This is a genomic window from Ruegeria sp. AL12 (assembly GCF_056540885.1).
In genome coordinates this window covers 433,949-454,936 of sequence record NZ_JBQFXN010000001.1, presented here as the reverse complement: position 1 = coordinate 454,936, position 20,988 = coordinate 433,949, and the positions used below count along the sequence as shown (strand labels likewise).

Annotated in this window: 20 protein-coding genes; 8 read left to right on the top strand and 12 right to left on the bottom strand. The window is 58.4% G+C overall.

Translation table 11 applies throughout. From position 1 onward, the window contains the following. Positions 1 to 54: 54 nt before the first annotated feature. From ACR0C6_RS02270 to ACR0C6_RS02260, 3 genes are all read right to left on the bottom strand, one after another. The gene (locus ACR0C6_RS02270; RefSeq protein WP_299894401.1) at positions 55 to 552 is read right to left on the bottom strand and encodes a MarR family winged helix-turn-helix transcriptional regulator; all 498 of its coding nucleotides are present in this window, start codon (positions 550 to 552) and stop codon (positions 55 to 57) included. Positions 553 to 629: 77 nt separating this feature from the next. Then, on the bottom strand, positions 630 to 854 hold the full coding sequence (locus ACR0C6_RS02265; protein ID WP_170344713.1) for a succinate dehydrogenase assembly factor 2: 225 nt from the start codon (positions 852 to 854) through the stop codon (positions 630 to 632). Positions 855 to 883: 29 nt separating this feature from the next. Further along, a complete protein-coding gene (locus ACR0C6_RS02260; RefSeq protein WP_171115209.1) occupies positions 884 to 1,276 on the bottom strand; it encodes a helix-turn-helix domain-containing protein in 393 nt (130 codons plus the stop codon). A gap of 92 nt (positions 1,277 to 1,368) precedes the next feature. On the opposite strand from ACR0C6_RS02260, the gene ACR0C6_RS02255 reads away from it, so the two are divergent. Continuing rightward, positions 1,369 to 2,571, top strand: coding sequence for a pyridoxal phosphate-dependent aminotransferase (locus ACR0C6_RS02255; protein WP_171167473.1), 1,203 nt, complete (start codon positions 1,369 to 1,371; stop codon positions 2,569 to 2,571). Positions 2,572 to 2,573: 2 nt separating this feature from the next. Continuing rightward, positions 2,574 to 2,975, top strand: coding sequence for a hypothetical protein (locus ACR0C6_RS02250; RefSeq protein ID WP_480618113.1), 402 nt, complete (start codon positions 2,574 to 2,576; stop codon positions 2,973 to 2,975). Here ACR0C6_RS02250 and ACR0C6_RS02245 read toward each other — a convergent pair. The 5 genes from ACR0C6_RS02245 to ACR0C6_RS02225 all read right to left on the bottom strand — a co-directional run bounded on the left by ACR0C6_RS02245 (position 2,972) and on the right by ACR0C6_RS02225 (position 9,963). Continuing rightward, positions 2,972 to 4,330 (bottom strand): MATE family efflux transporter, encoded by a 1,359-nt coding sequence (locus tag ACR0C6_RS02245; RefSeq protein WP_480618112.1) that lies wholly within the window; start codon positions 4,328 to 4,330, stop codon positions 2,972 to 2,974. The genes ACR0C6_RS02250 and ACR0C6_RS02245 overlap by 4 nt on opposite strands. Before the next feature lie 119 nt (positions 4,331 to 4,449). Further along, positions 4,450 to 5,373, bottom strand: coding sequence for a polyphosphate kinase 2 (gene ppk2 / locus ACR0C6_RS02240; protein WP_171205518.1), 924 nt, complete (start codon positions 5,371 to 5,373; stop codon positions 4,450 to 4,452). A gap of 261 nt (positions 5,374 to 5,634) precedes the next feature. Beyond that, the gene (locus ACR0C6_RS02235) at positions 5,635 to 6,243 is read right to left on the bottom strand and encodes a carboxymuconolactone decarboxylase family protein (protein ID WP_480618110.1); all 609 of its coding nucleotides are present in this window, start codon (positions 6,241 to 6,243) and stop codon (positions 5,635 to 5,637) included. Positions 6,244 to 6,465: 222 nt separating this feature from the next. Then, positions 6,466 to 7,437: a LysR family transcriptional regulator gene (locus ACR0C6_RS02230; protein WP_171615803.1), complete on the bottom strand. Its 972-nt coding sequence runs from the start codon at positions 7,435 to 7,437 to the stop codon at positions 6,466 to 6,468. 90 nt (positions 7,438 to 7,527) lie between these two features. Then, positions 7,528 to 9,963: a GcvT family protein gene (locus ACR0C6_RS02225; protein ID WP_480445552.1), complete on the bottom strand. Its 2,436-nt coding sequence runs from the start codon at positions 9,961 to 9,963 to the stop codon at positions 7,528 to 7,530. A gap of 181 nt (positions 9,964 to 10,144) precedes the next feature. On the opposite strand from ACR0C6_RS02225, the gene ACR0C6_RS02220 reads away from it, so the two are divergent. Next, positions 10,145 to 11,665 (top strand): trimethylamine methyltransferase family protein, encoded by a 1,521-nt coding sequence (locus tag ACR0C6_RS02220; protein WP_480618109.1) that lies wholly within the window; start codon positions 10,145 to 10,147, stop codon positions 11,663 to 11,665. A gap of 73 nt (positions 11,666 to 11,738) precedes the next feature. Next, entirely contained in the window at positions 11,739 to 12,707 is a 969-nt protein-coding gene (locus ACR0C6_RS02215; protein WP_480618107.1) for an agmatinase, read from the top strand. On the opposite strand, the gene ACR0C6_RS02210 is transcribed toward ACR0C6_RS02215, so the two are convergent. The 4 genes from ACR0C6_RS02210 to ACR0C6_RS02195 form a co-directional block, all read right to left on the bottom strand. Beyond that, positions 12,704 to 13,684, bottom strand: a complete 981-nt coding sequence (locus tag ACR0C6_RS02210; RefSeq protein WP_480618105.1) for an arginase family protein — start codon at positions 13,682 to 13,684, stop codon at positions 12,704 to 12,706. The genes ACR0C6_RS02215 and ACR0C6_RS02210 overlap by 4 nt on opposite strands. A 54-nt stretch (positions 13,685 to 13,738) precedes the next feature. Continuing rightward, entirely contained in the window at positions 13,739 to 15,328 is a 1,590-nt protein-coding gene (locus ACR0C6_RS02205; protein WP_171115188.1) for an ABC transporter permease, read from the bottom strand. Then, complete coding sequence (locus tag ACR0C6_RS02200) at positions 15,321 to 16,358, bottom strand: quaternary amine ABC transporter ATP-binding protein (RefSeq protein WP_152458504.1); 1,038 nt, start codon at positions 16,356 to 16,358, stop codon at positions 15,321 to 15,323. The genes ACR0C6_RS02205 and ACR0C6_RS02200 overlap by 8 nt, the downstream gene beginning before the upstream one ends. 78 nt (positions 16,359 to 16,436) lie before the next feature. After that, entirely contained in the window at positions 16,437 to 17,387 is a 951-nt protein-coding gene (locus ACR0C6_RS02195; RefSeq protein WP_152458505.1) for an ABC transporter substrate-binding protein, read from the bottom strand. A 603-nt stretch (positions 17,388 to 17,990) separates the two neighbouring features. Between ACR0C6_RS02195 and ACR0C6_RS02190 the strand changes: the two genes are divergently transcribed. Genes ACR0C6_RS02190 through ACR0C6_RS02175 form a run of 4 tightly spaced genes read left to right on the top strand, consistent with a single transcriptional unit; the run spans position 17,991 to position 20,983 of the window. After that, positions 17,991 to 18,659 carry a cupin domain-containing protein gene (locus ACR0C6_RS02190; RefSeq protein ID WP_480618103.1) on the top strand — a complete coding sequence of 223 codons (669 nt, stop codon included), beginning with the start codon at positions 17,991 to 17,993 and terminating at the stop codon, positions 18,657 to 18,659. A 3-nt stretch (positions 18,660 to 18,662) separates the two neighbouring features. Further along, on the top strand, positions 18,663 to 19,346 hold the full coding sequence (locus ACR0C6_RS02185) for an SDR family NAD(P)-dependent oxidoreductase (RefSeq protein WP_480618101.1): 684 nt from the start codon (positions 18,663 to 18,665) through the stop codon (positions 19,344 to 19,346). 3 nt (positions 19,347 to 19,349) lie between these two features. Then, positions 19,350 to 20,426, top strand: coding sequence for a flavin monoamine oxidase family protein (locus ACR0C6_RS02180; RefSeq protein ID WP_480618100.1), 1,077 nt, complete (start codon positions 19,350 to 19,352; stop codon positions 20,424 to 20,426). Continuing rightward, positions 20,417 to 20,983, top strand: coding sequence for a TetR/AcrR family transcriptional regulator (locus ACR0C6_RS02175; protein ID WP_480618099.1), 567 nt, complete (start codon positions 20,417 to 20,419; stop codon positions 20,981 to 20,983). The genes ACR0C6_RS02180 and ACR0C6_RS02175 overlap by 10 nt, the downstream gene beginning before the upstream one ends. Positions 20,984 to 20,988: the final 5 nt, after the last annotated feature.

Below are 20,988 nucleotides of genomic sequence, written 5' to 3'. Positions count from 1 at the left end.
AGGCCTGTGCATCATTGCAGGACGGGTTTGGTTCTGCGCGACGCACAGCCGCGGTCAGTAGATGTATCGGATCTGGTCGGTCCAATATCGCTCCACGCGGCGCAGCGACGTGGTGATGTCTTCGATACCTTCCAACTCCAACACGCCTCTGCTTTGCAATCCTTCGGCGTGACGCGCAAACAGGTCGGACACGATATTGCGGATTTCCCTGCCTCGTGGTGTCAGACGCACGCGGACAGAGCGGCGGTCAATCTCGCATCTCTGGTGGTGCATATACCCCATCTCAACCAGCTTCTTGAGGTTGTAGCTGACATTGCTGCCCTGATAGTAGCCGCGGCTTTTCAGCTCACCTGCCGTCACTTCGTGATCGCCGATATTGAACAGCAGCAACGCCTGAACCGCGTTGATTTCCAGCACGCCGACGCGCTCGAATTCATCCTTGATGACATCCAGCAGCAACCGGTGCAGCCGCTCCACCAGGGCCAGCGCCTCAAGATAGCTGGTCATGAACCCCTTGGCTCCCAGCCCGGAGACCTGCATTTCCATACTCATCCGACCCTCCGATTCAATCGTGCTGTTTGAGACACGATGACCTGAAAGTCCGAAAAATCGGTTAAGCCGGTTTTTTCTTATTTTTGAAAGGTCTGCGCGATGTTTGAAATCAGACTGGCAAACTGCGCCGGCGGCTGCACCTGACCTGTGACCCATTGATAAAGGTCCTGATCGTTTTCGTGCAGCAGCGCGTCAAAGACATCCAGCCCGGCGGCATCCATATCGGCCAGGTTGCGATCGGCATAAGCGGACAGAATGATGTCCATCTCTTTGATCCCGCGCCGCATGGATCGCATTTTCATTCGCTTGATGCGTACGTCCCGGGGTTCACTCAATTCTTCTGCTCCAGCATCAGACGCATTTTCTTTTCCAGTCGCGCCGCACGTTCAGCGCAAACCCGCATCTCTCCTCGGATGGCGCGCAGTTCAGCTACCGCGGTCGACAGTTCCATTCCACCTTCGCCCTCTTCCACCGGGGCATCCATGCCATCGCCCTCACCGGTCAGCAGCCACATGATCGAGACATTGACCAGCCCCGCCATCATCGACAACCGGTTCGCACGCGGCTCGGACAGATCGTTTTCCCAATCGACAATCGTCGTCTTCTTGACGCCAAGGCGGCGCGCCAGCTCTGCCTGGGTCATTCCGGCCGCTTCGCGCGCGCCCGCCAAACGGTCCCCGAATGTCGCAGACTCAGGTCCATACCAGTCTTTTTCATCATTCATCGGGGTCTCCAATTCACATTGTCCATTCGGCTTGATCGTCATTCCGGCGCACCCTATGACAGTCGGGTTGAACATACAAACCGAGGCCATCCATGAGTTTCCTGTCTGCGACACTGTCACGCGTCAAACCATCGCCCACGATCGCCATGACAGCCAAGGCCGCCGAGTTGAAAGCCGCCGGGCGCGACGTGATCGGCCTGAGCGCGGGTGAGCCGGATTTCGACACCCCGCAAAACATCAAGGACGCCGCCGTTGCAGCGATTGCAGCCGGAAAAACCAAGTACACCGCACCGGACGGCATTCCGGAACTGAAGCAGGCGGTTTGCGCCAAGATGAAGCGCGATCACGGGCTGGACTACACGCCCGCGCAGATCTCGGTTGGAACGGGCGGCAAGCAGACGCTGTACAACGCCTTGATGGCAACAATGAATGACGGTGACGAGGTGATCATCCCCGCGCCATATTGGGTAAGCTACCCCGACATGGTTTTGCTGGCAGGTGGAACGCCGGTTGTTGTTGAAACGACGCTGGCCAACAGCTTCAAGCTGACGGCAGAACAACTGGAAGCCGCCATCACCCCAAGGACAAAGTGGTTCATCTTCAACTCGCCCTCGAACCCGACAGGCGCAGGGTACAGCCGGGATGAGCTCAAGGCCCTCACCGATGTTCTGATGCGCCATCCGCATGTCTGGATCATGTCGGACGACATGTATGAACACCTGGCCTATGACGGGTTTGAATTCTGCACGCCTGCCGAAGTGGAGCCCGGCCTGTATGACAGGACGCTCACCTGCAACGGTGTTTCGAAAGCCTACGCCATGACCGGCTGGCGCATCGGTTATGCAGCCGGTCCGGTTGAACTCATCTCGGCGATGCGCAAGATCCAGTCGCAATCCACCTCGAACCCCTGCTCGATCAGCCAGTGGGCGGCGGTGGAAGCGCTGAACGGAACACAGGATTTTCTGGCGCCGAACAATGAAACGTTCAAACGCCGCCGTGATCTGGTGGTGCGCATGTTGGACGAGATTGACGGCATAACCTGCCCGACACCCGAGGGCGCGTTTTATGTCTACCCCTCGATCGCCGGGCTGATTGGCAAAACGACACCCGCGGGAACCGTCATCGAAAACGATGAAGCCTTTGCCACGGCCCTGCTGGAAGAGGCGGATGTCGCCGTCGTGTTTGGCGCGGCCTTCGGCCTGTCACCCAACTTCCGGGTCAGCTATGCGACGTCCGATGCAGCCCTGACCGAAGCTTGCGCTCGTATACAGCGCTTTTGTGCATCTCTGAGGTAAACATGTCTGCCGACCTGCCCGAATACTATTTTCGCATCCGTGAAAACGGGGCCGCGGTGTTTCGGATCGATACGGAAAACCGCCAGCGCCGGATCGAGATGGACCAGATCGCCGTCATCAACATCCGCAACGGTGAGGTCAAGCCGCACGGGCAACGGGTTTTGTCCGAACGGGATCAGGCAGAGATCGCCCAATGGATGGACGAGCGCCGGGCCATACTGGCCCAGCGCGACATCGACGACATTCACCGCGCTGTCGACCATCTGAATCTGACAACGCAATGGGCGCAGTCCAAGGCAAGCGACGAACAGCTTGAGGATGTAACCGACAGGTTGCTGATGGCGATGCACGATCTGCGCACGGTTCTGGTTCGGAAAAAGGCCGACCGGTTGAGCAAAGACTAGGCAGGTTCCGCCGGCGCCTGCATCTGCCGCACCGAATGCATCCAGAACCGGGCCATCAGCAGCACCGCCGCGAAGGCCAGGCCAAGCACCAGCCCCAGCCAGACACCGATGCCGTCCATCTGACGGACGAAGCCGAAATAGTAGGACGCCGGAATTCCCACCACCCAATAGCTGAGTGCCGCCATAACCATGGGTATCTTGGCATCCTGCAAACCACGCAACAGTCCCAGCGCAATCACCTGCGCCCCGTCGACCAGTTGGAAAAGGGCAGCCATGGCCAGCAACCCTGTCCCGATTGCCAGAATTTGTCCGCGCTGCGGATCATCGGCCTCCATGAACAGGGAAATCAGCGGCTCGGCATATGTCAGGAACAGGATGACGGTCACGACGGACATGACCAGCGACATGACCGTCACGGCAATCGCCCCTTTCTCCAGATGCGCCTTGTCCCGGCGGCCCAACGCGTTGCCGGCCCGGATGGTGGCCGCATTTGACAGCCCCAGATGCACCATGAATGTGGCCGACGCCAGATTCAGGGCGATCCCGTGCGCGGCCAGCGGGACCTGACCCAGCCAGCCCATCATCACGGCGGATGTTGCAAACAGCGACACCTCGGCCAGGGTGGTCAGGCCAATGGGCACGCCCAGTTTCCACACGCTGATGAACATTTCCCAATCCGGACGCCAGAAGCGTTGGAACAGGCTGTGTTCCGGCAAGGTCCGGACCACATAGACGACAACCGCGACCAGTGAAACGACCTGCGTCGTGATCGAAGCGATCGCAGCGCCCATCACGCCCAGTTCCGGCGCGCCCCAATTGCCAAAGATCAGCGCATAGTTGGTAAACCCGTTCACAACCGCCGCCGTAACCGTGATCCACAGCACGATCTGAGTTCGCTCCAGAGCCGCAAGGTAGGATTTCAACACCATCACGATGAGCGCCGGAAACAACCCCCAACCGGCAATGCGCAAATATTCCGACGCGGTTTCAGCGATATGCGGCTCTTGTTTCATGGCGATCAGGATCGGATAGGACCACCACAACAACGGCATGACCACCGCAGCGTATAGCAGCGACAACCACAGCCCCATGCGGGTCGAGCGGCGAATGCTGGTTTCGTCCCCTTCTGCCGCTGCGGTGGCAACCATCGGCATGACGGCCCAGCCAAACCCGGCACCAAACAAAAACAGAACGAAATAATAGCTGCTGGCCAGGGTAACCGCCGCCAGCGCCTCGACCCCGTACCAGCCCAGCATGATCGTGTCGGTCAGGCCGATGGCAAACTGCGCCAGATGACCACCGATCAACGGCAGGCCAAGCACGGCAATTGCCCGAAAGTGGGCCGGATATGTCATCACTTTTGTCATTGCCCCAGCCATATGCGCGGGCTTGGCGCGAGACAAGAGACGATCGCTAAAATGTCAACATGATACTTCGGTGCCCGCTTGCGCAGTCCAGGCGGGCACCGGCGTGATTAACGAGCGTCCGGATGCAGCGCTGTACCCAGAATATGCTCGGATCGGTGAATCACGTGATGCGCCTGCCCCACGATCAACGGATCGGGTTCACCCACAATGTCGTGATCCTTGCCCGGATAGTCCAGCGTCGACAGGAAATGGCGCATACAATTCAGCCGCGCGCGTTTCTTGTCATTCGACTTGATGATCGTCCACGGTGCGTCCGCGGTATCGGTGTAAAAGAACATGGCCTCTTTAGCTTCGGTATAATCGTCCCACTTGCTGAGGCTGGCCTTGTCAATCGGTGACAATTTCCACTGTTTCAGAGGATCCGTCTCGCGACTTTTGAAACGACGCTGCTGTTCTTCCTGCGTGACCGAGAACCAGTATTTGTAAAGCTGGATGCCCGAACGCACCAGCATCCGCTCCAACTCTGGCGTCTGCCGCATGAACTCCAGATATTCATTGGGAGAGCAGAAGCCCATCACCCGCTCGACACCCGCGCGGTTGTACCAGGACCGGTCGTAGAACACCATTTCGCCAACCGTTGGCAGTTCCTGAATATAGCGCTGATAATACCATTGCCCCTTTTCCTCCCAAGTGGGTTTATTCAAGGCCACGACCCGGGCCTGACGCGGATTGAGGTGCTCCATAAACCGCTTTATCGTACCGCCCTTGCCGGCAGCATCGCGCCCTTCGAACAGCAGAACGAAACGCTGCCCGGTTTCCTGCGCCCACAACTGAACCTTCAGCAACTCTGCCTGAAGCTTGGCCTTCTGTTCTTCGTACACCGACCGCGCCATCTTGCGGCCATAGGGGTACTTGCCGCTTTCAAACGCCTGCCGGATCTTTTCAGGGCTGGGCTCTGCGACCTCTGCAACCGGCGTCGGCCTGGTCTTGACCTGAGTTGAATTTGTTTCGACCCGAGCAATGGCTTCCATGAAATCTTTCCTTTTCTGTTGTCCCGGAAAGGAGCTAGCAGAAAGGCCACGGATGCGCTTTGATTGGGGTCAAATTGATGCCTTAAAAACCCATAAATTCCGCACTGGATACAAGGTTCCGATACAAACGCCGTTTTTCAAGCTGCGCGCGAGCGGCCCTTGCCTGAATCCTCAATAGGATCGTCTAATCGACGTCGGCCAACATGGCCAAGGCTGGCGCCCGTTTGGCGCACCGGATCGCTGATCCCGTTGTTTCGGGCTTTATCTATGCCCCCAATCGTCAGGGTTGTCAGAGTTGTTGGGCGACAGACCCAATTCGTCGCCTTCCGTCGAACATCCCAGCCCCAGAACCGTACGGTTCGCATAAGAGAAGTAGGAACAGACCTGATTGATCTCGAGGATTTCTCCATCATCCCAACCTGCCATGCGCAGCGCGATCACATCCGCTTCGACCAGATCGCCCGGATCCTCGGTCAGCTTGCGCGCATAGGCCATGGCCGCCACCTGCGCTGCATCCAATGGCGCGGCGGCCGGATCGCGGGCTTCGATCGCCGCCCGGATCGCGTTTCCCCGTTCTTCGTCGGCCAGCAACCGCTGCAACCCTGCGAAATGATGTTCGACGCAATATCCGCATCGGTTCAGAGAGCTGACCCACACGCCCAGCACCTCGAGAAACCATTTCGGTATCTTGTTGCCCGAGTGATGCAGCACCGCCTTGTAGATCGCCATGTGCCCTTCCATCGAATGCGGACGCAACGAATGCGACATCATGATATTGTCCACATTGTTGCCCGGGCCCGTGACGCGGTCATAGAGTTTCTTCAGCCTGCCTGTGGCCTGCTCGAATGGGATGGTTCTGATCCAGCTCATTTGGCTTCCTGTTGACGTGATTGCCTGTCCTTCAGAGACTAGAAGCGCTTTGAGCCCGAGGCGAGACGAATTCGACACCCCGTCAGAAAGAACCCGGACCAGCACAGACCGCAATTCGAACATCGGCCCGGTTTCCCGAAACACCAACAAGGCAAGTCCAGTTTAAGCCCTGCGAGCATCCGCCCTAAACCATCAGCCGTTCGGCACCCCGGTCAGATTGGGCTAGACGCCCTCTATCTCCATGGTGCGGAACTCATTCTTCAGCCAATTGTGTCGGGCACACATCGGTCTTGTGAAATGCTGACGTATCAATTTGCTCATGGCCTTCTGGATCAGCACCGACGTCGTTGCCGGGTATACCTCGGTTGTAAACAGCGACACCGTGCGAACGAAGTTGCTGCCGGGGAACGGCATGGCCTTTACGCTGTTGTGAAACCTCTGCGTTCGGTGAAAGCACGCCGCCGTCGTGATTGCCCAGCCACTGCCCTGCGCGACCAGGCCGATGATGGATTGGTTGCACTCCAGTTCAAACCGGTTGGGCAGGCTGAACTTGCTTCGGGCCAGTTGAGTTTCAATCTGCTTGCCGATCACATAGTCACGCGAATACCTCAACAATGGCAGGTCGGCATCCGGGTTGAACAGCTCGTCCGGGGACCCTTCGAACTTGTTGGGAACCACGACGATGAAGGGGTCTCTCATCAACGGATATTCGATCAGCCCCTCGGTACGACCCAGCGGTCGTGTGGCGACGCCCACGTCAAGCTTGTGTTCCTGAAGTTTGGCAAGAATTTCGTGGCTCGGGCGTGTGAAATGGCGGAAATTGCACCGTGGCAGAGCCTGCGCCAGAAAACGAACAAGGTCGGGTGCGATCTGGTTGTCGAAGTCATCGATCAAAGCCAGCCGCAGATCCGTCGCATGCTGCCAGTTTCCCGTTCGTATCTCGGCCTCACCGCGTTTCAGCACAGTCAGACCCTCACGCACATAGCGGGCAAACACCTCGCCCGCCGGCGTCAGGCCCATCGGGCGACGCCCATGGTCGACCAATTCAATCCCCAACGCGCGTTCAAGGCTGCGCAGGTGGTTCGAAACCGTGCTGATCGACAAGTCTGTTTCTGATGCGACTTGCTGAATCGATCCGGATTTGGCGATCAGCTGAAACACTTCCAGCCATCGAAGACTCAGAGATTTGGACACGGCAACCGACCATTGTTTCGATTTGTTCGAAACTAGCGAAGCAAAGTTTTGCCCATGCGGCAATGAAGAAGTTGATCGAAACGGTCGATTCTAGGCTTTCATCCGCACAAAATCCGGGTCGTACGGGCTTGGGCTGATAACCGTCGCACCAATCCGTTTCCCGCAGCTGTCCAGCTCCATTTCGCGGCCAAGCTGCGCCAGGGACGGATGAATGAAAGCATGCGCCAGATTCAGCTCGGTGCGATACCCCCATGCGCCCGACGTGATGGTGCCAACGACAGTATCACCCTGCATCAGCGATGCGCCGGGATGCGCCGGGCCAAGGGTTGAATCGATGCGCAACGGGACCAGCTTGCGTCGTGGTCCTTCCGACTTCCGATTCAACAGGGCATCACGCCCCACGAAGGCGCCCTTGTCCAGTCGGACGAACCGATCCAGCCCGGTTTCAAAAGGATCAAATTCGGTGATCAGATCGGCTTTCCAGTGCAAAAAGCTCTTCTCCATGCGCATGGATTCTACGGCCCTGGCACCGAACAGGTTCAGCCCGTGCGTTTCGCCGGCCTCGCGCAAGGCAAGATAGGCCGCATAGAGCGAGGCGTTTGGAACATGGATTTCATAGGCCAGCTCGCCCGAGTAACTCAGGTTCATGACCGTCGCCGGAGCAATACCGACAAAGCACTCGCGCACGCTGAGCCACGGGAACGCATCTGCCGACCAATCTCCTCTGGCGCAGGCTGACAAGACAGAACGCGACTTCGGGCCAGCCAGAACCAGAATGGTCTGATCATTTGTCAGGCTGCGCAACTGAACGTCCTCATCGCTGCGCAGATGCAGGCGCAACCAATCCATGTCGTGAAACTCGCTCGCCGCGGCGGAACCATACCAAACGCGGGCCGGCCCCCTGTCGCAGGCGGGCAGATTGGCAATCGTCGCTTCTGCCTTGATCATACCGTAGTGATTCAACAGGTATCCCAACCCGACACGCCCCTCACGCCGAGGAACAAGCCCGCAAAACAACCGATCCAGGAATGCGTGCCTGTCCGATCCTGTGATCTCGATGCGGTTGAACCCGTTGACCTCTGCAAGCCCGACGCCGGTTCGAATGCTTTCGACTTCGGCGGCCACCAAATCGAAGGTTTCGTCAAAATCGAAACTGAGCGTCGGCGAGAAATCGGGATCGGGTTTGAAATAGTCCACCCTTTCCCATCCGTTGACCACAGTGAACTCGGCCCCTTCGGATGCCAGAACAGGCGTCAAAGGGGTCGTCTTAGCGGGTCGGCCCGCGGGGCGATGTTCATGCGGAAAGTGGAACCTGAATTCGTTCTGATAATCCTCAATCGCCTTGAGCGCGGTGAGTTCCACATTGGCATGACCCGAAAACCTCCGCGGGTCGAGGCACCACGTGTCATAACATGCCTCGCCATGCACGATCTGCTGTGCCAGCAACCATCCGTGACCGCCACCTTCACCCAGCCCGGCCCGCAGCCCAATGATGCAGTACGCGTTGCGCTTGCCCGGAATCGGACCGACCAATGGGGCGCCATCAATGGTGTAGGTGATCGGTCCGTTGACCACGGTGTGAATACCAACCTCCATCAAGGCGGGCATGCGCGCAAAGGCCCCTTCCAGCACATCGGTTACCCGGTCCAGATCATCCGGGCACAATGCGTTCACGAAGTTCGGATCAATCCCGTCCATACCCCAGGTTTTGCATCCCTGCTCGTAGAACCCGAGCAACAGGCCGTTCTTTTCCTGCCGGCAATAGTAATCGCTGATCGGGCAGCGCAGCAGCGGCATCCGGTGTCCGGCATCCCGGATGGCCTCGATTTCTTCGGTCAGGAAATACTGATGTTCCATGGACGACACGGGATGATGAACACCCATCATGGCGCCGACTTCGTTGACCCTGTAGCCGCAGGCGTTGACGACGACATCACAGTCGATATCCCCGTTCTCGGTATGCACGGTCCAGGTGTCATCGCTGTGCTGTGTCAGCGCGGTCACCGGCGTATTTCGATACACCTCGGCACCCGCGTTGCGTGCCCGGCGCGCAAGGGCCTGGCACAATTGCGCCGGATCGATGTCGCCGTCCAGCGGATCCCAAAGCCCACCGATGAGATTTTCGGTCGAAATCAACGGGTGTCTCCGGGCACATTCATCCGCGTCTATCACCTCGAAATGCACGCCCATCCCCCGCGCCATGGACGCAAAGTGACGATAGCCCTGCATCTGCCCTTCGGTGTTGGCCAGACGGATCCCACCGTCTGCGTGGTGATAGTTGATCGGGTAATCCGGATCGTCGGCCAGTTCCTTGTACAGACGGATCGAATGCGATTTCAGGCCGACCATCGTCTGGTTCATGCCGAAATTGGTGACCTGCGCCGCCGAATGCCATGTCGTGCCCGAGGTCAGTTCATTCCGTTCGACCAAAACCACATCGGTCCACCCTTCCCGGGTCAGGTGGTAGAGCGTCGAACATCCGGCGATCCCGCCCCCTATCACAACGGCTCTGGTACGCGACTTCATGGCATTGCTCCTTCAACTTCGGCACCAGTCTTGCTGAATAACGGGATGGGCAGACAACAGGGCAGATGCGGGTGCCGGAAAATCGAAACCGCGATTTCGGATTCTGAAAACGGCACTTCTTCTTTGATACCGGGACAACTTGGGTCCTACGGTGCAGGAAAACGCAAGGTGACGAAAACACATGCCATCCGACAGCATCAAACGAAGCGGACGCAAAGCACGGCATGCGCAGCGTGCGGCCAAACCCGTCATTGATCCTTGCCCGCCCGGTCAGAAAGGCGGGGCATTCAAGCCCTTGAGCCTATCGGAAATCGAGAAAATCTATGACACGGCGCTGCGTTTGCTGGAAGAGCTGGGGATGGGAGACGTGCCGGACAGGCTGGCCTTCGACCTCAGGGCGGCGGGTGCCCAGGATCGGGAACAGAACCGCCTGGTTTTTCCCCGTTCAATGGTCGAACAGGCCATCGCCTCGGCCGCGAAGAGCTTCACCTTTCATGGCCGGGATGAAAAACGATCCATCGAGGTGGGTGGCGACCGCGTGTATTTTGGCACCGGCGGTGCTGCGGTTCAGACCCTTGATATCAACAGTGGGCTTTATCGCCCCTCCACCCTGGCCGATCTGCATGATTTCACCCGGCTACAGGACACGCTGGCCAATGTCAGTTGGTTTACCCGATGCTGCGTGGCAACCGACATCCCGGATGTGTTCGATCTGGACGTGAACACCGTTTACGCTTTGGTACGCAACACAACCAAGCCAATGGCAACGTCTTTCACGTTGGCGGAACATGTCGGCCCGATCGTCGCGATGCTGGATATCGTCGCCGGAGGGGCCGGGGAATTCGCCAAACGCCCCTTCCTGAAAGCGCATATAAGCCCGATCATTTCGCCAATGCGATACGGCGAGGATGCCGTGGACGTGGTTTATGAATGCATCGCCCATAACATACCCATGTCCTGCATCACGGCCGCGCAGGCGGGCGCAACCGCCCCGGCAACTCTGGCCGGATTTCTGGCGCAATCACTGGCCGAAACGCTGGCCAGTCTCGTGATGGTCAATGCGATCAAACCCGGCTTTCCGATGGTCTTTTCCAACTGGCCCTTCATCGTGGATCTCAGGACCGGCTCTTTCGCAGGGGGCAGCGGCGAGACCGCAATCCTGAATGCGGCGTCGGCGCAAATCACGAACTGGCTGGGTTTGCCGTCGGGCGTGGCCGCTTCGATGGCCGATGCCAAAGCCATCGACGCCCAGCATGGGGCTGAAAAAGGCATCACGTCGCTGGCGGCAGCGCTGGCAGGAGGCAATCTGATCTATGAAAGCTCGGGGATGACGGCGTCTTTGCTCGGGGTCAGCTTCGAGGCTTTCGTTCTGGACAACGAAATGCACTCGCACACCTATCGTGTCTTGCGCGGGATCGAGGTCACCGAAGCGAATCTTGGCTTTGACGCCATATGCCATTCGGTTCTGGGCGATGGGCATTTTCTGGGCAGCGAGCAAACCTATGAGGCCATGGAACGAGACTATTTCTATCCGAAACTCGCCGATCGTCAGGAGCCCCGCACCTGGCAAACCGATGGTGCGATGGATGCGTGGTCATCCGCACGGCGCGCCGCTCAAGAGGTGTTGAGCACGCATTACCCCGAATATCTCACCCCGGAACAAGACGCCGAAATCCGCCGGCGTTTTCATATCCTGTCTTGAAGAGCGGCGGGCATTTCCAGCCCGGTCCTGAACCGTTAGGGTCACTGAGGAAACTTGCAGAGGATGGGGCATCATGGCCGATTCATTTTTTCAACCGGTGTCCGCCATGGAACTGGCCCGATTTGCCGGCATTCCCGCATTCATGCGCCTGCCCATGCTGGATCTGGCGCACGAACGGATTTCGGAAGTCGAACTGGGCATCGTCGGTATCCCTTGGGACGGCGGAACCACCAATCGCCCCGGCGCCCGGCATGGTCCGCGGCAATTAAGAGATTATTCCACCATGATCAGGGCGATGAACCCGGTTACAGGTGTGGCACCGTTCTCAATGGTGAACTGCGCAGATCTAGGAGACGTCGCCCCCAATCCCGTCGACATAGAAGACACGCTGGATCGGGTCACGCGTTTCTACACGGATATTCGAACCCGCAACATCACACCATTGACCGCCGGAGGGGATCACCTGACCACCCTGCCCGTCCTGCGAGCCGTGGCCGCTTCGGGTCCGGTTGGCCTGATCCAGTTCGACAGTCACACGGACTTGTTCGACACTTATTTCGGAGGTCACAAATTCACCCACGGCACCCCGTTCCGCCGAGCGGTCGAGGAAGGGTTGGTGGACCCGAAGCGTTTTGTACAAGTCGGGATTCGCGGCACGGCCTACAACACTGAAGATATCGAATGGGGCGAGGCGAAGGGCATCCGCATCATCCGTATCGAAGAGGTGTTCGACCGGGGCATAGACGACGTTATGAACGAGGTTCGCGATATCGTTGGCATGCAGCCGACCTATTGCACCTATGACATCGACTTTGTCGATCCAACTTACGCCCCCGGCACAGGAACACCTGAAATCGGCGGGCCCAACAGCTTTCAGGCCCAGCAGGTCATTCGCAGGATGTCCGGCCTGAACCTTGTTGGCGCCGATCTTGTCGAAGTGTCACCGCCATTCGACCCCCAAGGCGGGACGGCGTGGCTTGGCATCTCGCTGATGTTCGAGTTGCTGTGTGTTCTGGCACAGGCGATCGACGCGCGGCGCTAGGCCCGCGCGACGTTCTCGGCGATCATCGAAATCATCTCGAACATCACCGCCGCCGCCGTCAGCGCGGTGATGTTGTTGGGGCTGTCCTTGGTGGGCATCATGCAGACCACATCGCCGCCGATGATGTTCAATCCGCGCGTCGCGCGCAGGATGCCGACCGCCTCATCTATGTCAAACCCCTTCTCACCCGGTTCCAGATTGGACACGGCCGGCGCGACGGTTGGGTCCAGACAGTCCAGATCGAAGGTGATGTAAACCGGGCGGTCACCCAAAACCTCTTTGGTCTGCGCGACCACATCGGCCAACCCGCGCTGTCGGAACTCTCGCATGGTGACGATATTGTACCCGTAGTCATAAGACGGTTGCAGCCAGTCCAGGCTGCGTGGATGGCCCCGCAGACCGATCTGCATCGACCGGGTTGGATCCACCTGCCCCTGATCGGCCAGATAGGCCCCCCAGTGGGCCGCGGATTTCTTAGCGCCAAGAAAGTGATCAACCTTGGTGAAGACATCCGTATGCGCGTCCAGATGCAGAAAGCTGACCGGCTGCCCGCCTGCAAGCTTGCCGTTACCCAAAGCCTGAACAATGCCACCGGTGATGGAATGGTCGCCTCCGACGGAAACGGGGCGCGCTCCGGCCGTGTCTATGGCCTTGTAGAATTCAGTGATGCGTTCGATGCAGTCTTCGTTGTCGTTGGCCTTTGGAAAAGGCACATCACCAACATCGGCGATCCGCGCACTCTGCCAGGGATCAATTTCAAAGACCGAATGCACCCTGCGTTGTACGGCCGAGACATGCCGCAACGCGCGTGGTCCCAGGTGCTGGTCCCTTTCGGTCGTGCCGTTGCCCGTCGAATGCGGCACGCCCACCAGTGCGATATCCTGCCCTTCGGGCCCGACATTGGGACACCGGAACAGTGTGGGCACGCCCCACCAATACAGGTTGTCCATCATCGATTGTTCATACGGGTCGGTCATGGTTTCCTCGGATCAAAGAAAAGCGCCCCCGATCAGAACCGGGGGCGTTTGCGTTCAGAGTTTTTCGTCTTCTCGTCGGAACGCGCCCTGCACGATCCGGTCCATGACCATGGCAAGGAACAGGATCGCAAAGCCCCCCAGCAGGCCCGGCCCCTTGGCCGCGTATTGCAGCGCCTCGAGGATTTCCTTGCCCAAACCGCCCCCGCCGATCAGTGAGATGATCACGACCATGGACAGGCACATCAGGATCGTCTGGTTCACACCGGTCATGATCGATGGCAGCGCCAGCGGGATTTCAACATCCTTCAACAGTTGCCATTTCGACGCGCCAAAGGCGACGGCAGCTTCTTTGATGCTCTCCGGAACCCCCCGCATTCCCAGTGCCGTCAGGCGGATCACCGGCGGCATGCCAAAGATGATGGTGGCCAGAATCCCCGGCGGGTTGCCGGTGCCGAAGAAGGCGATGATCGGGATCAGGTAGACGAAGGCGGGAAGCGTCTGCATCAGGTCCAGAACCGGTTCCGCCGCGCGATAAGCGCGCTGCGACTTTCCGAACCAGATACCCAGCGGAATGCCGAAGACGACGCACAGCAACACCGCCGCACCGACCAGAGCAACCGTTTCCATCGCCACGTCCCAATACCCCAGCAACGCGATATAGGCCAGGGAAGACGCGGTGAAGATGGCAACCCTTGGTCCCGCCGCACGCCAGGCCGTCACACAGATGACCAGCATGACCACCGGCCAGGGCGACCCGATCAGTGCAATTGTCAGCGCATCAAGCACCGAACGCACGCCCGCCACGATCCCGTCAAAGATATCGCCGCCCGCCGCAGCGGCCGCATCAATCCTGGCCTCCATCCAGTTTGCCAGGCTCGAGAACAGCGTGCCGTTGCCTTCCCCAAGAAACATCGCAGACACTTGCTGTTCCGGGAACGCGTCCAACAATGGAAGAGATGCGTTCACTGTGAACTTGTACACAATCAATGGTCCGATTGCCGCAACAAGGATCGCGCCCATGACGATGTTACGGGTCGAACGCCCACTTTCAGTGCTTTCCGGATCGATACGCCAGTTCGAATACTGTTTCTCGTAGACGCGGTCGGCGTAGAACCCTTGAACCAACTTGAACACCAGCAACATCAACAACCCGGTAATCAGGATTCCTGCCGCCTCGGACTGGGCGGCGGCAGCCCTTTCCAGACTTGTGGCCGCTGCTTTTTGTATGTTCTCGGCCAGTTTGGTGAAACGGTCGATGTCGGCCTGTTCCGTGGCATCCGCTGCGCGCGCCAACAGTTCGGCCGCACGTTCCTGCTGACGCGCAGCGCGCTCGGCGAAATCCGCGCCGGGATTGCCCCACGCGCCCCTGCCGATCTGGACCCACGCGATGATCTCAAGGATCAGAAAGGTCCAGAACATGCCCCAAATGGCGCGTGACGCAGACCAGAATGGCCCCAGCACCGCGGCCCACTTGTTGAATGTGTTGGGAATTGCGCTGGTCGCATCATGAATCTTGTGGAACGCATTGACATAGTAGTCACCGTTCGGGCCCGCGAACTCTTTGATGGAAAGGTCCAGCGCCTCGCGATCGACCTCGATATCAGAGGCGGCGGTTACTTTCATCTCTGTTGCAGCATCAGTCATTTTTGCCCCCCTGGATACCGCGCAACAGGCGCGGCTTGGTCACGACACCCACATCGATACCCGCATCCGTGATGACGACCGGCAGATCAGAATTCACGGCCAGGTCGATCAATTGATCCAGATCCGCGCCCTCGTCGGCTCGGGGCGCACCGTCAAGTGGCCCTGAATAACTGTCCACCGGCTCCATGATGGAATGCGCCTTGACCAGTTTGAGTTTTGAGATGCCCTGAACGAATTCGCGCACGTAATCGTCGGACGGGTTCATGACGATGTCTTCGGGGGTTCCGATCTGTACGATGACGCCATCCTTCATGATCGCAATCCGGTGGCCGATCCGAATGGCTTCGTCCAGATCGTGGGTGATGAACAGAGTAGTCTTTTTGAGCTGCGCCACAAGTGCTTTGAACTGGTCCTGCAACTGCAGGCGGATCAGCGGATCAAGGGCAGAGAACGGTTCATCCATCAACAGGATTTCCGGGTCCGAGGCCAGCGCCCGCGCGATCCCCACGCGTTGCTGCATCCCGCCCGAAAGCTCTTTGGGCAGGCGGTCCTCGTAACCTGTCAGATTCACCAGGCTCAGCGCGTGATCCGAGACGGCCCAGCGCTTTGACTTGGACACCTTTCGGATCTCCAACGGATAGGCCACGTTGTCGCGCACGGAACGATGCGGCATCAGCGCCATGTGCTGAAAGACCATACCGATTTGCTGGGCGCGAATGCGGCGCAACTCGGATTCCGACAGTTTCGAAACGTCGTGACCCAGAATCTCGATCCGACCCGCCGTGGGTTCGATCAATCGATTCACATGTCGCACCAATGTGGACTTGCCCGAGCCGGACAGCCCCATGATACAGAAAATCTCACCCCTCGGCACTTCGAACGTGGCGCCCTGAACGCCGACAACACAGTTGAACCGCTCCAGAACCTCCGGCTTGCCTATGCCTTCGTTTCTGACCGCTTCCATTGCCTCTTCCGCACGCGAGCCGAAGATCTTCCAAACGTTTTCTAATTTTACGACAGGTTCGTCCATTTATCCCCCACAGGGCGATGCCCTGCCCGACAGAAAAAGGCCGCCGCGGTTTTGCGCGACGGCCTGAAGAGTGGTGATTTAGTTAGTCAGCCAGCCGATGACGGTGTCTTCATTCGCAGCCACCCATTCCTTGGCGAAATCCGCAGCTTCGATGTTGTCGACGGCCAGCGCCTTACCCATCGCGCTAAGATCGTCGCCTGTCATCTGGTAGTTGCTGAACAGGGCGGCCACTTCGGGATAGCTCTCTTCCAGTTCCTTGGCGTAGTGCAAGTGAAGCGTTGCTCCGTTCCAGGCCGAGGACGCCTCGGACTTGGACAACCAATCCGGATCATCCGTGGGCTGAACGATTGTCCAGGTGGCCGGATCATGAGGCGGTTCTTCCAGAACCGTCAGATCCTGTGTCACGAAGATATAGTGGGGGCTGTAGCAAAACCCGATCCACGGGTCGCCCGCTTTGGTCGCATTTGCCAGATTGGCATAGGCAATGGTTTCCTCGTATTCCGTCAGCTCGAAGATCTGGTCATAGCCATAGGATTTGGCCCGGATCTTCTCGACGACGGTCGACGCCCAACCCGGCGCACCGATCCATACCTCGGGTGTTCCGTTGCCATCGGTGTCAAAGATCGCAACCTTGTCGGGGTCGCTCAGGTCATCAATCGATTTGATGTCATATTGTTCCGCGATATAGGTCGGCACGCACATGCCCTGTTCGGCCTGAACCGGGTTTTGGTTCATGACGACGGTGCCGTTTTCCTTGACATAGGTATCGTGCAGGTTCTGCTGATTGGGCATCCACACTTCCGGATGGACATGCATCGAACCGCTGTCCATCGCCTCGAAGACAATCGGGTTGGTGCCATTTTGCAATTCCACGTCCAAGCCGAGGTTTTCTTCGATCACGACCTCAAGAATATGTGCCGTGGCGTTCACCGAGGCCCAGTTGGGCACACCGATCACGATATCCGCGGCCATGGCCGGCCCGGCAATCGCGAAGGACGCGCTTCCAAGTAGCGTTGCAATTTTTTTCATCTGATATCTCCGTGTTGGGTAGCTTCCGCGCTTGTTTTTCTCACCCTCTCGGGCAGCGGTGCGCTCAGGTTTTTGGTGTGGAAAGGTAGTGCCTTTCGGTTTTTTGGCGCCAGCAAAACCAAATGCTGACATAGCCCCGAAAGTGAAGCATGCGGATGCGTTGCCCATCAAGGGTTACGTCCTTCTACCTCATGAATGCGATATTATCATAAGTTTGTTTCGACTTCTTGCAATTCAATGCGGTACTTCCGAAACCTCTGAAACCGAAGATACCCGCTGGTTTCTTAGGCACTGAATTGCCTCGCACGAAAACCACAGCCAGTTTCAAAACGGCTTTTGATGCTTTCCTTTTGCAGGAAGCAATTGATATCAAGCAGATATTGCTGCACCTGATAATGCGTGTCGCGCACGCCCCGCCCTCAAAACGAGGCGTGAAACCTCTCCGTGGCGGTTGCGCCACCTAACCGTGCGACCAAGCCCCCCTGACAAGAAACCGTTCAACACTCTGTGAAACGTGTCGAGTATTCTAGTTTTGCTGCTGGCGTTTACCTACCTACTAGTAGATATTACTGTGCGTCGTAACCAAGGAAGAGACCCGACCCCATGGAAATCAATTCGGACTTCTCTGACCGCGTTGTCGTTCACTCAGACCAGCTGGAATGGCAGGCCTCTCCTATGAAGGGTGTGGATCGCAGGATGTTGGACAGGATCGGAGGCGAGGTCGCACGGGCCACCACTATCGTGCGTTATGCGCCGGGCAGTCATTTCTCTGCCCACACCCATACCGGCGGTGAGGAATTCATTGTCCTTGACGGTGTATTTCAGGATGAACACGGTGACTATCCGGCTGGGACCTATGTGCGCAATCCGCCAACCTCGCAACACACACCGGGGTCGGAACCGGGATGCACGATCTTCGTCAAGCTCTGGCAGTTCGACATGAACGATCGAACCCAGTTTCGCAAAAACATGGTGGATGAGCTGCGCGCGCCCACAAACGATATCGCCACCGCTGTCCTGCATGAGGATGCGCGCGAGATTGTGACCTACTCCCATCTGGACGCGGGCGCGACGCTGCGCTCGGACGCCCCTGGCGGGATCGAGGTTCTGATCATCGACGGGTCGGTCACTGAAGGCGGGGACGAACTGGTCAAAAACGATTGGCTGCGCCTGCCTGAAGGCCACAGCCTGACGGCCGTTGCGGGGGCGAACGGGGCCAATATCTGGATGAAGACAGGCCACCTGCCTTACGCCCAACCGCCGGCGGTGTAACCGATGGCTGAACAAAAACCCTTGGCGCTTGTCGCCGGAGCGGGGGCTGGGCTTGGCCAGGCGTTGGTGTCGCGTTTCCAGGCCGAAGGCATGGTGACCGTGGGTCTGGGCCGAACCCAACCCGACAACTCAATCGGTTCCTTTCATCAGGTCGATCTGTCCGACCCCGGCGAAACGGCACCGGTCATAGCCAATTTGATTGCCACTTACGGGCCGCCCAAGACCGTGGTGCACAACACCGCAGAACTGGTGATCTCACCCTTCTTGAAAACAACGCTGAACGATTACCAGCGCAGCTGGACGTCGATGGTGCAAACGCTGATCGTGCTGGCGCAATCGGTGATGCAGCCGATGGTCCGTGGCGGTGGCGGAACCTTGATCGTGTCGGGTGCAACCGCCTCTCTGCGCGGTGGTGCACAGTTTTCAGCATTTGCTTCAGCCAAGTTTGCCCTGCGCGGGCTGACACAATCGCTTGCACGAGAGTTTCAACCGGCGGGCGTGCATATCACGCATGTCATTCTAGACGGCATAATCGACACGGCCCGGTCACGCGGCCGGCACAGTCTGGACCCAGCCAAAATGATGAAGCCCGAAGACATTGCCGAGGTATATTGGCAACTGGCGCAACAACCCAGGTCGACTTGGACCCACGAGCTGGACCTGCGTCCTGCAACTGAGGGGTTCTGACCCATGCGCACCGATACGCTCATCATCGGCGGCGGGCTTTCTGGGCTCAGCCTGGCGACACAGCTTGTGGATCAGGGTCAGGAAGTTCTGGTTGTTGAGGCGCGCAGCCGTCTGGGCGGACGCATTCTGACCGAGATTCAGGGGAACGCCCATCTGGACATGGGTCCGGCTTGGTTCTGGCCCGGCCAGCCACGTATCGCAACGCTGACAGACCGGCTGGGCCTGCACCGGTTTGACCAATTCAGTTCCGGCGCGCTGAGTTTCGAAGATGAACAGTGCCGTGTTGAGCGGGGCCGCGGGTTTTCATCCATGGAAGGGTCTTATCGTCTGATCGGGGGGCTCGCTGCTTTGACAGATGCGCTGTCGGCACGGTTGCCGGATGGGGCAATTCACCTGTCCACGCAGATCACCGCCTTGGCCCGCACCGAAGGCGGGGTTCGGGTCACCACGCAATCTGGGCAGCATATTTTGGCAAACCGTGTGGTACTTGCCGTGCCCCCACGCATCGCGGCCGAGTTGATCTATGAGCCCGCCCTGCCCGATGGCACGTTGTCAGCCATGCGGCACATCCCGACCTGGATGGCCGGGCAGGCCAAAGCGGTTGCGGTCTATGACACTCCGTTCTGGCGCGAAGACGGGCTGTCAGGGGACGCTATGAGCCGGCACGGCCCCATGGTGGAAATCCACGACGCATCGCCTGCCAGCGGTGGTCCCTTCGCGCTGTTCGGTTTCATCGGCATCCCTGCGCAAGCGCGCCGGGATGAAGGGGCGTTGCGGCTGCAGGTTCTGGCTCAGCTGGGGTGCTTGTTCGGGCGCAAGGCGACCAGCCCCAGCGTGCTTTTGTTAAAAGACTGGGCGTTTGATCGCTTCACAGCGACAGACCTGGATCTTCAGCCCGTATATGCCCATCCGCAATACGGTCTGCCGAAGGCCATGACGCGGATCTGGGAAGACAGGATCGTTTTCAGTGGCACCGAAACAGCCGCGCAATTTGGGGGATATCTTGAAGGTGCATTGGAAGCAGCAGAAAACACCGCGGCATTGTTGAGCGCAAATAGGATGAAGGTGGCATGGAATTAGACACGAAAACCGCTTTGCTGAATTCTGCCGAATTTGCCGTACGCAGCAAAGGCTTCGACGGCTTCAGCTATGCCGACCTTGCCAATGATGTGGGCATCCGCAAGGCATCGATCCACTATCACTTCCCGACCAAAGCCGCGCTGTCAGCCGCTTTGATGACACGCTACCATACCGAGTTTACGGGACGCTGCGACGAGATCGAGGAAACTTGTGACACGGCGGGCGGGCGCATGCGTGCGCTGATCGCGCTGTATCGCGCGGCTTTGAACGACGGAAAAACCCTGTGCTTATGTGTCTCGCTGATCATCAGCCGGGAAAGCTTGTCGAATGAGGTCACCGACAAAATCCGCGAGTTCCGGCGCATGATGACCCGTTGGATCGAGAATGTCTTTGCGCTTGGCAAAACCGATCATTCGATCACCGGCGTTGAAGATCCGAAAGCAGAAGCACGCGCGGCTTTGGCCTTGCTGGAAGGCGCTCATCTGACGGCTCGGGCCGAGAATAGCGCCCAAACCTTTGATGACGCTATGGAAACGTTAACCGCGCGATGTTTGTGAGACGG